Source organism: Chromobacterium fluminis (assembly GCF_011602385.1).
Classification (GTDB): Bacteria; Pseudomonadota; Gammaproteobacteria; order Burkholderiales; family Chromobacteriaceae; genus Chromobacterium; species Chromobacterium fluminis.
Map to the genome: position 1 here is coordinate 1 of NZ_JAAOMA010000072.1, position 14336 is coordinate 14336.

Here is a 14336-nt window from a genome sequence, read left to right on the forward strand (position 1 = left end):
GTTCGTCAGGAATGAGCTTGGGTGCCTTGAGTTTCTTGGGTTTCTTGGTGGTCATTGCAACGGTCATGTAGCGTCCCTTTCGGTATCATCTCATGACCTCATGCACACAGAAAATCTGACAGGCTCCGGGAACATGGCAGGATTAGCGTTACCGGCACTATGGAACCGGCGCGTGCAAGCACGCTCCCACCATGACCCGCCTGAAAGCAGACGCATCTATAGTGTGTCCGGACAAAAAATGCCGCATGTGCGGCTGTCCGCCATAGTGTTTCGGAACGCTAATCCCGGTGCTATAAACAGCACGGCCGGATTATCACGTGCTTGTGGCGGGGAGGCAAGGGTTTCGCATTGCTTCGCAGCGAAACCTGCGCCGACGGGGCTTGAACCTACGTCATGGCCCGCTACCAGCCGCGCGGCCCCTCGGCCGCGCCTTATCCCGCCTTATTTCTTCACGTTAAACGCTTCCAGCGCCGCCCGCGCCGCGGCGGCGATCACTTCGTCGCTGTGCTTGGCTTCTTTCTTGGCGTGCTTGGTGTAAACCGTCAGCACGATGGGCGCGCGTTTGGGCGGCCAGATCACCGCGTAGTCGTTGGCGGTGCCGTAGACGCCGCAGGTGCCGGTTTTGTCGCCCACTTCCCAGCCGGCCGGCACTGCGGCGCGGATTCTGGCGTTGCCGGTGGTGTTGCCTTTCAGCCAGTCCGCCAGCTGTTGGCGTTGCGGCTCCGGCAGCGCCTTGCCCAGCGTCAGCTTTTGCATGCTCTCCGCCACCGCCTTGGGGGTGGAGGTGTCGCGCGGGTCGCCGGGGATGGCGGAGTTCAGTTCCGGCTCCCGGCGGTCCAGGCGGAAGCTGGCGTCGCCGATGGAGCGCATGAAGGCGGTCAGCGCGGCGGGGCCGTTGATTTCCTCGAGCAGCAGATTGGCTGCGCCGTTGTCGCTGTATTGCACGGAGGCGGCGTTGAGTTCGGCCACGGTCATGCCGCTTGCCTGGTGTTTGGTGGTAATCGGGGACCAATTAGGCAGAGCCGTCTTGCTGTAGCGGATGCGTTTGTCCAGCAGGCCCGGTTTTGCTTGGCTCTGCGCCAGCACCCCCGCCGCCAGAAAGCCTTTGAAGGAGCTGCACAGGGGAAAGCGTTCGTTGGGACGATTGGCCACGGTGGCGCCGGAGCCGGTGTCGATGGCGTAGACGCCAATGCTGCCGCCAAAGTCGCGTTCCAGTTTGGCCAGCTTGTCGGCGGCGACGGCGAGCGGATCGGCGGCGACGGCCTGGGTTAGCGGCGCGGCCAGCGATGCGAATAAAATCAGATGCTTGAACATGGTTTTTGTCCTTCTGTCTGGTGGGAGAGTGTGGCGCTATCCTGATGGCGAAGGCTTGGGCTGTAAATCGCGCAAACTGTAACGTCTGTAACTTTTTGCGCCGGCGGTGGTGAAACGAGGTGTCGCCGCCGGGCGTAATCTGGCGCGCGGCCATTCGGAGGACGGCCGCTTCACATCGGCGCAGGCGGCGCGTTTGGGCGAATTCTGGAAGTGAGCGGCGGATGGGCCAGGGTATAAAGCGGCATTCGCCATTTCGCTTGTAGGATTTTCATGCCGGACCTGATCGCTTTTCATCGCTGCGTCGCGGAGCTGTTGCAACACCTGGGTTTTGACGCGCCGGAACTGGCCGCGGATCAGGAGGTGCTCAGTCTGCAGTTGGAGCAGCGCTTCTCCCTCCATTTTGTCTGTCTCGATCAGGATAGCTGGTTCATGCAGGCGGACCTTGGCGATGCCTTGCCGTCGCCCGGTCCCGCCGTGCTGGCGCAGGCCTTGCGCCGCAATCAGCTGGCGATTCAAGCCTGGCAGCCGGTGGTCAGCCTGGATCAGGATGAGCGGTTGGGCTGCTGGTTGCGGTTGCCGTGCCAGGGCTGCGATTTACCGTCGATGGCGTCCGCCCTGGACGCCGTGATTGTCTGCGCCGAAGAGTTGTTGTCGGCGGTGGACGAACTTGTCGTTTGTTAAACCCTTGTTCCGCCTATAAGCCCTGATGGGCAATCTCCTAAGAAAAGGACTTTCATGACCACCATTTCCACCCATATTCCCATGCGCGGGCTGCACTCCGCCCAGGCTTTGCGCGAGAGCTGCGCCGATGTGAACGCCGACAAGGCGCGCATCGGCATGCGCAAGGACGGCACTTTGGTGTTGTACACCGGCCGTTCTTATTTGCTGCATCCGGACCAGACCCGACGCGCCAGCGAGTTTCTGCGCCAGCTGGACCCGCAGCAGGCGGAGTCGGGGTCGCGCCGTTTCCGCCTGGTCGATCTGATCACCAGCCTGAATACCCTCTCCAATGGCCGTCGCGCCGAGCCGCAGGCGGATGAGCCAGCTGCCGCTAGCCGCACCCGTCGTTTGCGTTTTGCCGACGAGGCCGCTCCGGTGGCGGAGAAACGGCCGGTTCAGGCCGCGCCGGCCAGATTGGCCGCTGCGCCGCCGTCCGCGCCGCGCGCCGAGGCCGATGGCGCCGGCAAGGGTTTCAGCGCCGCCGGCTCTCGCGGCCGAGTGCAGCAGGCCGGCGATATGGTGGTCAAATCCTTCAAGGCGATGGACAAGGGCGCCGTCGCTCATGAGCTGGCGATGTGCAACAGCCATCTCAAGGCCAGCCAGCGGGCCTTGCCGGAGGCGCGGATGCAGGGCGATACGCTGGCGATGCCCTTTATCGCCGGTTCGACGCCCACCACGGAGGAGGTGAAGGGCGCGGTGGGCGAGTTGTTCCGCCTGGGCTTCATGATGGGGGACCCGTCTTCGGCCAATTTCGTCAAAACCGAGGGCGGCAAGGTGGTGCCGGTGGATTTCGGCCTGATGTTCAAGACGGGCGAGCGCGGCGCGGTGTGCCGCAGCGTGATGAGCGAGATCGTGCATGACTACGTCAAGGGAGGCTATCGCTTTGTGCCGGAGCCTTTGAAGGGCGATTATCTGGCGGCGATGCGCGAGTTCGATCAGGTGTTGGGCAAGGACAGCCCGGCGCGCAATGTCAACGTCAAGAAGCTGCAGATGGCGGGCTGGTTCAATAAGACCCGCTAACAAAACCCCTGATCCTGCGTTGCGCCGACTTGCCTAGGTCGTAAAACTGAGTTTTGTTAGCCTCCGCCCGTCCGTCTGATGGATGGCTGTGGAAACGGCGTGCTTCCGCATGGGAAGCACGCCGTTTGGCTTTCTTTCCGCCCGAGACGCCGGCGCCTTGACGCTGCTTGCCCGGCTCAGTACCCTGTGGCTCGCGCTGCGCCCAATCACGCCGCGCCGGGAGTAGAAGCCCAGAATCGTTAGACTGCAGACAGGAGGTGTCCGCTTTGGCACTTCCACGTCTGCTGCCATGCATGCCCATTCTGGGCGGGCCGTGGCAGGGAGCCTTCGGGCTACCGGTCTTTGGTCAAACGAACCGGTCTTCTACCCTTGTCACGTGCCTGCTCAAACCTGCTGCACGAGCGGGCCTTCTCTCCGGAAACGACTTGGAGGCCGCGATGCGATTCTTCCTTTTTCTCTTTTCCCCTTCTTGTTCCCTTGATCCGTTGTCCTGGCTACAGGAGGCGCGGCTATGAACGCCCTATGCGAGGTAGACGAGCGCCGGCAGTTGCTGGGCCGCGTGCTGGACGCCAGCCAGCTGGGGCTGGAGGCTTTGGACTTGGTGATCCCCGCCGTGGAGGCGGCGGAGCGCTTGTGCGTGAGCTTGGGCTCTGAGGACGGCGAGCCCATTGCCGGCTTGTGCCGCTTGGTGCGTTGGGCGATGGAGGACTACCACGGCATGCTGGACAATGTTCGCGAGGAGGCGGCCACGGCTTTGAGCGATGAGGGGTGAGAGGGAGGACGCTCGCGGTTCTTGCAATCTCGCGGCCCAGGGTGAACGGGGCGGCGCCGGGGCAGGCGACGCCCGGAAACTGCTGGCGGGTGCCTCCCACCCTAGGCGCCGCCGCTCGTTATGGGGCCGGCATTGTATCCTGCCAGCCGCCGCCTAGCGCGGCGATCAGCGCCACGCTGCCGGCGTATTGCCGGTTCTTCACGTTCCACAGCGTGGTTTCCGCGTTGATGCGGCCGCTTTGCGCGCTCAGCACATTGAGGTAGCTGACGGTGCCGGCGCGGTATTGATTCAGCGCGATGGTTTCCGCGCGCCGGGCGGCGTCCAGCGCGGCCTGTTGCGAGGCGGCTTCCTCGCCCAGCAGCCTTTGCGCGGCCAGATTGTCTTCCACGCTCTGGAAGGCGGACAGCACGGCCAGGCGGTAGCCGGCCACGCTGGCGTCGTAGGCGGCGATGGTTTGTTCTTTCTGGGCGCTGCGCAGGCCGGCGTCGAACAGGCTGAGCGCCAGCGCCGGGCCCAGCGACCAGACGCGGTTGGGCAGGCTGACCCAGTCGGCGAAGCTGGCGCCGCGGTAGCCGCCGCTGGCGGACAGGGTGAGGGTGGGGAAGAAGGCGGCCTGGGCCACGCCGATTTCGGCGTTGGCCTGCACCACCGCGCGTTCCGCCGCGGCGATGTCCGGGCGGCGCTCCAGCAATTGCGAGGGCAGGCCGGCGGGGATACTGGGCAAGCGCGGTTCGGCGCTGGCCGCCGGCAGGCTGAAGCTGGCCGGCGCTTGTCCCAGCGCGGCGGCGATGGCATGTTCCAGCTGGGCGCGGGTCAGCTGTTTGTCCGCCCGTTGCGCCTGGGCGCTTTGCCATTGGCTTTCGGCCTGGGCCACGTTGGCGTCGGAAACAATGCCGGCCTGGTATTGATTGCGGGTCAGCTTCAGCGTTTCCGCCAGCGCTTGTTCATTGGCCTGCAGTTGCCGCAGTTGCAGGTCGGCTACGGTGATCTGCAGATAGGCGGTGGCCAGCTGCGCCTGGGTGCTGAGGCGTATCGCCGCCAGTTGCGCGGCGCTGGCTTGGGCTTTGGCGGAGCCGGCTTCCACGGAGCGGCGCAGGCCGCCCCACAGGTCCAGCTCCCAGCTGGCGTTGGCGCTTAGGTTGTAGCTGGTGGACGTGGCCTGGCCGGGGGAACTGACGCCGCGGCTTTGGCCGGCGTTGAGGCCCAGGCTGGGGAACAGCCCGGCTTCGGCCTGTTTCAGCAGCGCCTGGGCTTGGCGGTATTGCGCTTCGGCCTGGGCGATGCCGGGGCTTTGCCGGTTCAGGGTGTCCATCAACTGGTCCAGCCGCGGGTCTTGGTAGATACGCCACCAGTCGCCGCGGGGAAGGGCATCCTGCGGTTGGGCGCTTTTCCAGCGGCCGTCCTCCGGGGGCCGCGAAAAACCTGCTGCGCCGTCCGATAGCTGCGTTGCTCCGTGCTCGCTCCCTCGCTGTACTGTTTGTACTATCTCGGTCGCTACGCGCGGTGCGCCTTGCTCTCGATCGGCTCGCGACGGTTCTTCGGAGCCCCCTTCTTTATACGCGGCCGGCAGGTCCAGCTTGGGCTTGGCGTAGTCCGGGCCCAGCGCGCAGCCGGCCAACAGCAGCGCGCAGGCCAGCGCAAGGCTTTGTGTTTTCATGGGTTTCATTCCTCGGCTCCGCGGTTCAGCGCGGCGCGCGCGGGCCGCCAGCGGCGGCACCACAGCCGGAAGCGGTCCAGATACAGGTAAACGACGGGGGTGGTGTACAGGGTCAGCAGCTGGCTGAGCAGCAGGCCGCCCACGATGGAGATGCCCAGCGGGGTGCGCAGCTCGGCGCCGTCGCCGCGGCCCAGGGCCAGCGGCAACGCGCCGAACAGCGCGGCCAGCGTGGTCATCATGATGGGGCGGAAGCGCAGCAGGCAGGCCTGGCGTATCGCCTGTTCCGGCGTTTGTCCTTGTTCGCGTTCGGCGCTGAGCGCGAAGTCTATCATCATGATGGCGTTCTTTTTGACGATGCCGATCAGCAGCAGCACGCCTATCAGCGCGATGACGTTGAATTCGCCGCCGGTGGCGATGATGGCCAGCAGCGCGCCGACGCCGGCCGAGGGCAGGGTGGAGAGGATGGTGACCGGGTGCACCACGCTTTCATACAGCATGCCCAGCACGATGTAGACGGCGATCAGCGCGGCCAGAATCAGCAGCGGCTGGCTGTCCAGCGAGGCCTGGAAAGTTTTGGCGCTGCCCTGGAAGCTGCCGTGAATGCTGCTGGGCAGGCCGACGCCGGCCAGCGCCTGGTTGATGGCGTCGGTGGCGTCGGACAGCGCGGCGCCCGGCGGCAGATTGAAGGAGACGGTGGCGGCGGCGAACTGGCTTTGGTGGTTGACCGACAGCGCGGTGTTGCCGGGCGCCCAGCGGGCGACGGCGGACAGCGGGGTGGGCTGGCCGCCCGGCGTTTGCAGGAAGATGCTGTCCAGGCCGTCCGGGCCTTGCCAGTATTGCGGCGCCACTTCCATCACCACGCGGTATTGGTTGAGCGCGTTGTAGATGGTGGATACCTGGCGCTGGCCGAAGGCGTCGTTGAGCGCGGCGTCCACCTGGGCCTGGGTCAGGCCCAGCCGCGCCATGGCGTCGCGGTCGAAGACCAGGGTGGTTTGCAGGCCTTTGACTTCCTGGTCGGTGTTGACGTCGGCCAGCATGGGCAGCTTCATCAGCGCTTGCTGCACCTTGGGCGTCCATTCGCGCAGTTCGGCCAGATCATCGCCTTGCAGGGTGTATTGGTACTGGGCGTTGCTGGAACGGCCGCCGATGCGGATGTCCTGCACCGCCTGCAAAAAGAGCTGGGCGCCGGGTTCGCGCGCCAGGGTTTTGCGCAGCCGGGCAATGACTTGGTCTGAGCTTTCTCCGCGTTGGCTCAGCGGCTTGAGGCTGACGAACATATTGGCGCTATTGCGTTGGCCGCCGCCGGTGAAACCCAGCACGGCGTCCACCGCCGGGTCCCGGCCCACCACGGTGATGAAGCGCTGCAGCTTTTGCTGCATGGCCTGGAAGGAGATGTTCTGGTCCGCGCGTATCATGCCGTTGAGCCGCCCGGTGTCCTGCTGCGGGAAGAAACCCTTGGGCACCGCCAGGTAGAGGTAGACGTTGAGGCCTATGGTGGCGGCCAGGATCAGCATCATCAGCGGGCCGTGGCGCAAGGCCCAGTCCAGGCTGCGGCGGTAGCCGTCCAGCATGGCGTCGAAGACGCGCTCGCTCCATTGAAACAGCCGGCCGGGAGGCCGTTCTTCGCGTGGTTTGAGCCAGCGCGCGCAGAGCATGGGCGTGGTGGTCAGCGAGACCAGCAGGGACACCAGGATGGCCACGGACAGGGTGACGGCGAATTCGCGGAACAGCCGGCCGATCACGCCGCCCATCAGCAGGATGGGAATGAAGACGGCGATCAGCGAGACGCTCATGGACAGCACGGTGAAGCCGACTTCGCGCGCGCCGCGCAAGGCGGCCTGCATCGGTTTCATGCCGTCTTCGATGTGGCGGGCGATGTTTTCCAGCACCACGATGGTGTCGTCGACGACGAAGCCGGTAGCGATGGTCAGCGCCATCAGGCTGAGGTTGTTGAGAGAGAAGCCGGCCAGGTACATCACGGCGAAGGCGCCCACCAGCGATACCGGCACGGTGATGGCGGGAATGGCGGTGGCGCGGCCGTTGCGCAGGAATAGGAAGACCACCAGGATCACTAGGGCCACCGAGATCAGCAGCGAACGCTCCACTTCCTGCAGCGAGGCGCGGATGGTGGGGCTGCGGTCCATCACCACTTGCATGTTGATGGCGGCGGGGATGGAGGCTTGCAGCTGCGGCAGCAGCGCCTTGACCCGGTCTATGGTTTCGATGATGTTGGCGCCAGGTTGGCGGAACAGCATCAGCATCACCGCCGGCTGCTGCCCCAGGAGGCCGGCGTTGCGCAGGTCCACCACGGAGTCCTTGACCTCGGCCACGTCGGCGATGCGCACCGCGGCGCCGTCTTTGTAGCTGACGATCAACGGCAGGTAGTCGCTGGCCTTGGTGGCCTGGTCGTTGGCCTGCACCTGCCAGTGGCGCTCGTCGTTTTCCAGAAAGCCCTTGGGCCGGTTGGCGTTGGTGCCGGCGATGGCGCCGCGCACGGTTTCCATGCCGATGCCGTAGTGGTTGAGCTGGCGCGGGTTCAATTCCACCCGCACCGCCGGCTGCGCGCCGCCGCCCACGTTGACGTCGCCTATGCCCTCCACCTGGGCCAGCTTCTGGCCGAGTATGGTGTCGGCGGCGTCGTACATCTGGCCGCGGCTCAGGCTGTCCGAGGTCAGCGCGATGATCATGATGGGCGCGTCGGCGGGGTTGACCTTGCGGTAGGTGGGGTTGGACGGCATGCCGGTGGGCAGCAGGGAGCGCGCGGCGTTGATGGCGGCCTGCACGTCGCGCGCGGCGCCGTCGATGTCGCGGTCCAGCTCAAACTGCAAGGTGACGCGGGTGGAGCCCAGGGAGCTGGACGAGGTCATTTCCGTGACGCCGGCGATGCGGCCCAGTGCCCGTTCCAGTGGGGTGGCCACGGTGGCGGCCATGGTCTCCGGGCTGGCGCCGGGCAGGCGCGCGCTGACGGAGATGGTGGGGAAATCCACTTGCGGCAGCGGCGACACCGGCAGCCGCTTGAAGGCCAGCAAGCCGGCCAGCAGGATGGCCAGGGTCAGCAAGGTGGTGGCCACTGGGCGGCGGATGAAGGGGGCGGAGGGGATCATGCCTCGCCCTCGGCGCTCAGTGCCGGCTTGGCCTTGCGGCGGAGGCGGCGCGCCAGCCGGTCAAAGGCCAGGTAGATCACCGGAGTGGTGAACAGGGTCAGCACCTGGCTGAGCAGCAGGCCGCCCACCATGGCCACGCCCAGCGGCTGGCGCAGCTCGGAACCCATGCCGCCGCCCAGCATCAGCGGCAGCGCGCCCAGCAGCGCGGCCAGCGTGGTCATCAGGATGGGGCGGAAGCGCAGCAGGCAGGCCTGGTAGATGGCGTCGCGCGGGCTCATGTCGTGTTCGCGCTCGGCCTCCAGCGCGAAATCTATCATCATGATGGCGTTTTTCTTGACGATGCCGATCAACAGAATGATGCCGATGATGGCGATCACCGATAGATCGTTGCCGGACAAGAGCAGGGCCAGCAACGCGCCGATGCCTGCCGAGGGCAGGGTGGAGAGAATCGTGATGGGATGAATATAGCTTTCGTACAGCACGCCCAGCACGATGTACATGGTGACGATGGCGGCCAGGATCAGCCACAGGGTGTTGGACAGCGAGGCCTGGAAGGCCAGCGCCGCGCCCTGGAACTTGGTGTCTATGCTGGCCGGCAGGCCCAGCTCGGCCTCGGCCTGGCGGATGGCGTCCACCGCCGCGCCCAGCGAGGCCCCGGGGGCCAGGTTGAAGGACACGGTGGCAGTGGGGAATTGCCCCAGGTGGTTGATGGCGAGCGCGGCGGGGCGCTCCTCTATGCTGGCCACCGCGTCCAGTGGCACCGGCCCGCCGTTGGCGGTGGGCACATACAGGCTTTTCAGCGACAGCGGGTCTTGCTGGTGCTGCGGGTCTACTTCCAGCACCACGCGGTATTGATTGGTCTGGGTGAAAATGGTGGAGATCAGCCGTTGGCCGAAGGCGTCGTAGAGCGCGTTGTCGATGGCGGCGGTGCTGACGCCCAGGCGCGCGGCGGCGTCGCGGTTGATGTTGACATAGGCTTGCAGGCCTTGGTCCTGCAAGTCTCCGGCCACGTCGGCCAGCTGCGGCAGCCGGCGCAGCTTCTCCACCAGTTTGGGCGTCCAGGCGGACAGGTCCTCGGCGCTGGTGGCTTGCAGCGTGAACTGGTACTGGGTGCGGCTGACGCGGGAATCTATGGTCAGGTCCTGCACCGGTTGCAGATAGAGCGCCATGCCCGGCACCGCGTTGGCCTGGCTCTGCAGCCGGGTCAGCACGGTGCGGATGTCGTCGCGCTGTTCCTTGGGTTTGAGGTTGATCAGCAGCCGGCCGTTGTTGAGCGCGGCGTTGTTGCCGTCCACGCCGATGAAGGAGGACAAGCTGTCCACCGCCGGGTCTTTGAGCAGTTGCTGCGCCAGTGCTTCCTGCTTGCGCGCCATGGCGCTGAAGGAGATGGACTGCGAGGCTTCGCTGACGCCCTGGATGGCGCCGGTGTCTTGCAGCGGAAAGAAGCCTTTGGGCATGGCCAGATAGAGCGCGGCGGTCAGCGCCACGGTGGCCAGCGCCACCAGCAGGGTTAGCGTCTGCCGCTCCAGCACCCAGCTGAGCATGCGGCCGTAGTGGGCGATCACCCGGTCGAAGAAGCGGCCGCTGGCGTGGTAGAAGCGGCCTTGCTTGTCTTCCGGCACGTGTTTGAGCAGGCGCGCGCACATCATCGGCGTCAGCGTCAGCGAGATGAAAGCCGAGATCAGGATGGACACCGCCAGGGTGACGGCGAATTCGCGGAACAGCCGACCCACCACGTCGCCCATGAACAGCAGCGGAATCAGCACGGCGATCAGCGAGATGGTCAGCGAGATGATGGTGAAGCCTATCTGCTTGGAGCCTTTCAGCGCCGCGGCCATCGGCGTTTCGCCGTCTTCGATGTAACGCGCGATGTTTTCTATCATCACGATGGCGTCGTCCACGACGAAGCCGGTGGCGATGGTCAGCGCCATCAAGGTGAGGTTGTTGATGGAGAAGCCGGCCAGGTACATCACGCCGAAGGTGCCCACCAGGGACAGCGGCACCGCCACCGCGGGGATGAGGGTGGCCGGCACATTGCGCAGAAACAGGAAGATCACCATCACCACCAGGGCGATGGCCAGCATCAGTTCGAATTCCACGTCCGCCACCGAGGCGCGTATGGTCACGGTGCGGTCGCTCAGCACCTTGACGTCCACCGCGCCGGGCAGGGCGTCGCTTAGTTGCGGCAGCAGGTTTTTGATGCGGTCCGCCACCTGGATCACGTTGGCGCCGGGCTGGCGCTGCACATTGAGAATGATGGCGGGGGTGGCGCCGGCCCAGGCGGCCAAGCGGGTGTTTTCCGCTGAATCCACCACTTGGGCCACGTCGGAGAGGCGGATAGGCGCGCCGTTGCGGTAGGCGATGACGACGCCGCGGTATTCGTCGGCGGATTTGAGCTGGTCGTTGCCGTCTATGGTGGAGGCTTGGTGCGGGCCGTCGAAGCTGCCCTTGGCCTGGTTGACGTTGGCGCTGGCGATGGCCGTGCGCACGTCTTCCAGCGTCAGGCCCAGAGAGGCCAGTTGGCGCGGATTGGTCTGGATGCGCACTGCCGGGCGCTGGCCGCCGCTGATGCTGACCAGGCCCACGCCGGGCACTTGCGACAGCTTCTGCGCCAGCCGGGTGTCGACCAGATCTTCCAGTTTGGTCAGTTGCAGAGTGGGCGAGGTGACGGCGATGGTCATGATGGGGGTGTCCGCCGGGTTGACCTTGCTGTACACCGGCGGATTGGGCAGGTCGGACGGCAATAGGTTGCCGGCGGCGTTGATGGCCGCCTGCACTTCTTGTTCGGCCACGTCCAGGCTGAGCTCCAGGCCGAACTGCAGTGTGATCACCGAGGCCCCGCCGGAGCTGGTTGACGACATCTGCGACAAGCCGGGCATCTGGCCAAACTGGCGTTCCAGCGGAGCGGTGATGGAGGAGGTGATCACTTCCGGGCTGGCGCCCGGGTATTGGGTGACCACCTGGATGGTGGGGTAGTCCACCTCCGGCAGGGCGGACACCGCCAGCATGCGCCAGGCGGCTAAGCCGGTGAGTAGGATGGCCACCATCAGCAAGGTGGTGGCCACCGGCCGCAAAATGAACAGGCGCGAGGGATTCATGCCGTTTCTCCGCGCTTATTGCGCCGCCGAGGCGCGGCGTTTGCCGGCCGCGCCGCTGCCGTCGCGTTTGTGGCGTCCGTTTTTGCCAGTGGCCTGGGCGGCCTGGCTGTTTTGCGCGGCGCGGTCCACCACGGTGACCTTGGCGCCGTCGCGCAGCTTGTCCAGGCCGTCCACCACCACGCGCTGGCCGGGCTGCAGGCCTTGCTCGACGATGACGATGTCGCCGACGCGCGCGCCGGCGCTGATCTTGTTCAGGCTGACGCTGCTGTCGGCGTTGACGGTATAGACATAGCTGCCCGCCTTGCCCAGCTGCACCGCGGCGGCCGGCACGGTGACGGCGTTTTCCTGTTCGCCCAGGCTCAGGCGCACATTGACGAATTGATTGGGGAACAGTGCCTCGTCGGCGTTGGCGAAGCGGGCCTTGAGGTTGACGGTGCCGGTGCTGGTGTTGAGCTGGTTGTCTATGGCCAGCAATTTGCCGTCGGCCAGCTTGTTGCGGTTGTCGCGGTCCCAGGCTTCCACCGCGAGGCCGGGCTTGGCGCGGCTGGCCCGCAATACCGGCCCCAGGCTGACTTCCGGCACCGAGAACAGCACGTTGATGGGCTGTGTCTGGGTGATAACCACCAGGCCGTTGGCGTCGCTGGCGTGGACGATGTTGCCCGGGTCCACCTGGCGCAGGCCGGCGCGGCCGGACACCGGCGCGGTGACGCGGCTGTAGCTGAGCTGCAGCCGGGCGTTGTCCACCGCGCCCTGGTCCAGCTTGACCGTGCCCTGGTACTGGCGCACCAGCGCCGCCTGGGTGTCCACCTGCTGTTTGGCGATGGAATTCTGTTCCAGTAGTTGGCGGTAGCGGTTCAGATCCAACTGGGCGTTTTGCAGCAGCGCCTGATCGCGCAGCAACTGGCCTTCGGTCTGGGCCAACGCGGCCTGGAAAGGCCGCGGGTCCAATTCCGCCAGCAACTGGCCTTGTTTGACCGGCTGGCCTTCTTCGAAATGCAGTTTGTCCAGTTGGCCGTCCACGCGGCTGCGTACGGTGACGGTGTAAGTGGAGTTGACGGTGCCCAGCGCGCTGATCTGCAAGGGGACGTTCTGCCGTTGCGCGGTGGTCACGCCCACGGCCGCCGGCGGCGCGGCGCGGCGTTGGCCCGCGGCGTCCGCGGCCGCGTGTTGCCGCCACCACCAGCCGCCGCCCAGCGCGAGCGCGACGACAAGGCCCCAGCACAGCGGGGAACGGTAAAACGGGCGGCGAGACGCGGCGGATTGGGGCACGGCGGGGCTCCAGGAGTGCGGCCTTGGAGCGGCGAGGGCCGCTCCGGATCGTTCAAAGGCGACCGCCGGCATGGGTGGGCGGTGAGGGGCGCCGCAGCAGGCCGAGGGTCGATGCTTACGGCATTATGCGCTCCTTGTTTGAACCGGGCTTTGCTTGCGCCGGCGATTGTATGTCGAATTGTTGCAAGACCTGACGAAATGTATGGTGCGGCCGGGTGGCGGCGAAATGCCAGGCCAGTTGCTGCGCTCGCTGGCGATAGGAGGGTTTGGACAGCATGCGCCGCAACAGAGGCGGCAGCCGGCCGGTTTCGATGTGGTGGCGGCGCAGCGTGACGCCGGCGCCGTAGGCTTCGATATGCCGCATCGCCAGCAGCTGGTCCATATTGGACGGGATGCCGATCACCGGGCGGCCTTGTTGCAGCGCCTGGTAGCTGGTGGGGCTGCCGCCGTTGCAAATCACCAGGTCCGCACGGGCGGCGGCGGCCTCGCCGGGCAGGAAGTCGGCGCTGAACAGGCCGGAGCGCTGCGGCAGCCGCTGGCGGCGGCCGGTGCTGGCGATGACTTGCAGCCCTTCGCCCAGCAGTTGATCTATCAGGGTGGGCAGCAGGGCCAGATTGCCGGAGGAACCCAGCGACAGGTAGACGGTGGGGCGGTCTTGCAGTTGTGGCCACCAGTCCGGCAGCGGGCCGCCCGGCGACCAGGTGACCGGGCCCAGGTAGTGGTGGTGAGTGGGCAACGGGCCCAGCGGCACCAGCTCCGGCGAATCGTAGTACAGCACTTGATCGCCGTGGCTCCAGGCTTCGAAGCAATTGGCGAACGGGGCCAGGCCGTAATGGGCGCGGGCGCGGTTGAGCGAGCGCGCCAGCAGGCGGGTGGCCAGCGGGGTGATCCAGCGCATCAGCGGCGTCATCACGGGCAGGCGGTGCAGATTGATCTTGGCCAGCTCCGGCACCGGCAGCGGCTCGGGCCGGCGGTGGGGGCTCCAGTAAGCGTTGATCAGGTTGATCAGCGGTTTGCCGGAGAGCGCGGCGCTGATGCCCAGCGAGTGGCGGAAGTCGCCGACGATGATGTCCGGGTCCAGGCGTTCTATCAGGCGCAATTCTTCCTCGGCGTAGGCGATGATTTCCTCGCGGCGGTACAGGGCCTTGCCGTTGTCCACGGCGTGAAGAAAGTCTTCGCAGCTCTTGGTGATTAGCGGGTGGTAATGGATGTCCTCGCGTTGGTAGAGATAGTCGAAGCGCGGCGCGGCGGCCAGATGGATGTCGTAGTCCGAGGCGGGCAGCGCGGCGGCCAGCGTATAGGGGCGGCCGACATGGGCCAGGGTGACGGCCTCGCCGACGAAGAGGATTTTCTGCTTGCGTGGGTTCATGGCGGCTCTTGGG

General features: G+C 66.1%; 9 protein-coding genes. 3 read left to right on the plus strand and 6 right to left on the minus strand.

Translation table 11 applies throughout. The features are described 5' to 3' along the window. Positions 1-441: 441 nt before the first annotated feature. Positions 442-1314 (minus strand): CRH family carbapenem-hydrolyzing class A beta-lactamase, encoded by an 873-nt coding sequence (blaCRH, locus tag HA052_RS25730; RefSeq protein ID WP_166454221.1) that lies wholly within the window; start codon positions 1312-1314, stop codon positions 442-444. 270 nt (positions 1315-1584) lie between these two features. Here blaCRH and HA052_RS25735 point away from each other — a divergent pair, with 270 nt between their 5' ends. The 3 genes from HA052_RS25735 (at position 1585) to HA052_RS25745 (ending at position 3826) form a co-directional block, all read left to right on the plus strand. Then, positions 1585-1995, plus strand: coding sequence for a CesT family type III secretion system chaperone (locus HA052_RS25735; RefSeq protein WP_081544576.1), 411 nt, complete (start codon positions 1585-1587; stop codon positions 1993-1995). Positions 1996-2049: 54 nt separating this feature from the next. Continuing rightward, entirely contained in the window at positions 2050-3054 is a 1005-nt protein-coding gene (locus tag HA052_RS25740) for a protein kinase family protein (protein WP_166454222.1), read from the plus strand. A gap of 511 nt (positions 3055-3565) precedes the next feature. Next, positions 3566-3826, plus strand: a complete 261-nt coding sequence (locus HA052_RS25745) for a hypothetical protein (RefSeq protein WP_019099882.1) — start codon at positions 3566-3568, stop codon at positions 3824-3826. 118 nt (positions 3827-3944) lie between these two features. On the opposite strand, the gene HA052_RS25750 is transcribed toward HA052_RS25745, so the two are convergent. The 5 genes from HA052_RS25750 to HA052_RS25770 all read right to left on the minus strand — a co-directional run. Continuing rightward, positions 3945-5483, minus strand: coding sequence for an efflux transporter outer membrane subunit (locus HA052_RS25750; protein WP_166454223.1), 1539 nt, complete (start codon positions 5481-5483; stop codon positions 3945-3947). Between the two features lie 5 nt (positions 5484-5488). Continuing rightward, positions 5489-8587, minus strand: a complete 3099-nt coding sequence (locus HA052_RS25755; RefSeq protein ID WP_166454224.1) for a multidrug efflux RND transporter permease subunit — start codon at positions 8585-8587, stop codon at positions 5489-5491. Beyond that, positions 8584-11685, minus strand: coding sequence for an MdtB/MuxB family multidrug efflux RND transporter permease subunit (locus HA052_RS25760; protein ID WP_166454225.1), 3102 nt, complete (start codon positions 11683-11685; stop codon positions 8584-8586). Before HA052_RS25760 ends, HA052_RS25755 begins: the two co-directional genes overlap by 4 nt. 15 nt (positions 11686-11700) lie before the next feature. Continuing rightward, positions 11701-12954 (minus strand): MdtA/MuxA family multidrug efflux RND transporter periplasmic adaptor subunit, encoded by a 1254-nt coding sequence (locus HA052_RS25765; protein ID WP_346774592.1) that lies wholly within the window; start codon positions 12952-12954, stop codon positions 11701-11703. 115 nt (positions 12955-13069) lie between these two features. After that, a partial coding sequence (locus HA052_RS25770) for a glycosyltransferase (RefSeq protein WP_206119058.1) occupies positions 13070-14336 on the minus strand: 1267 nt, incomplete at its 5' end.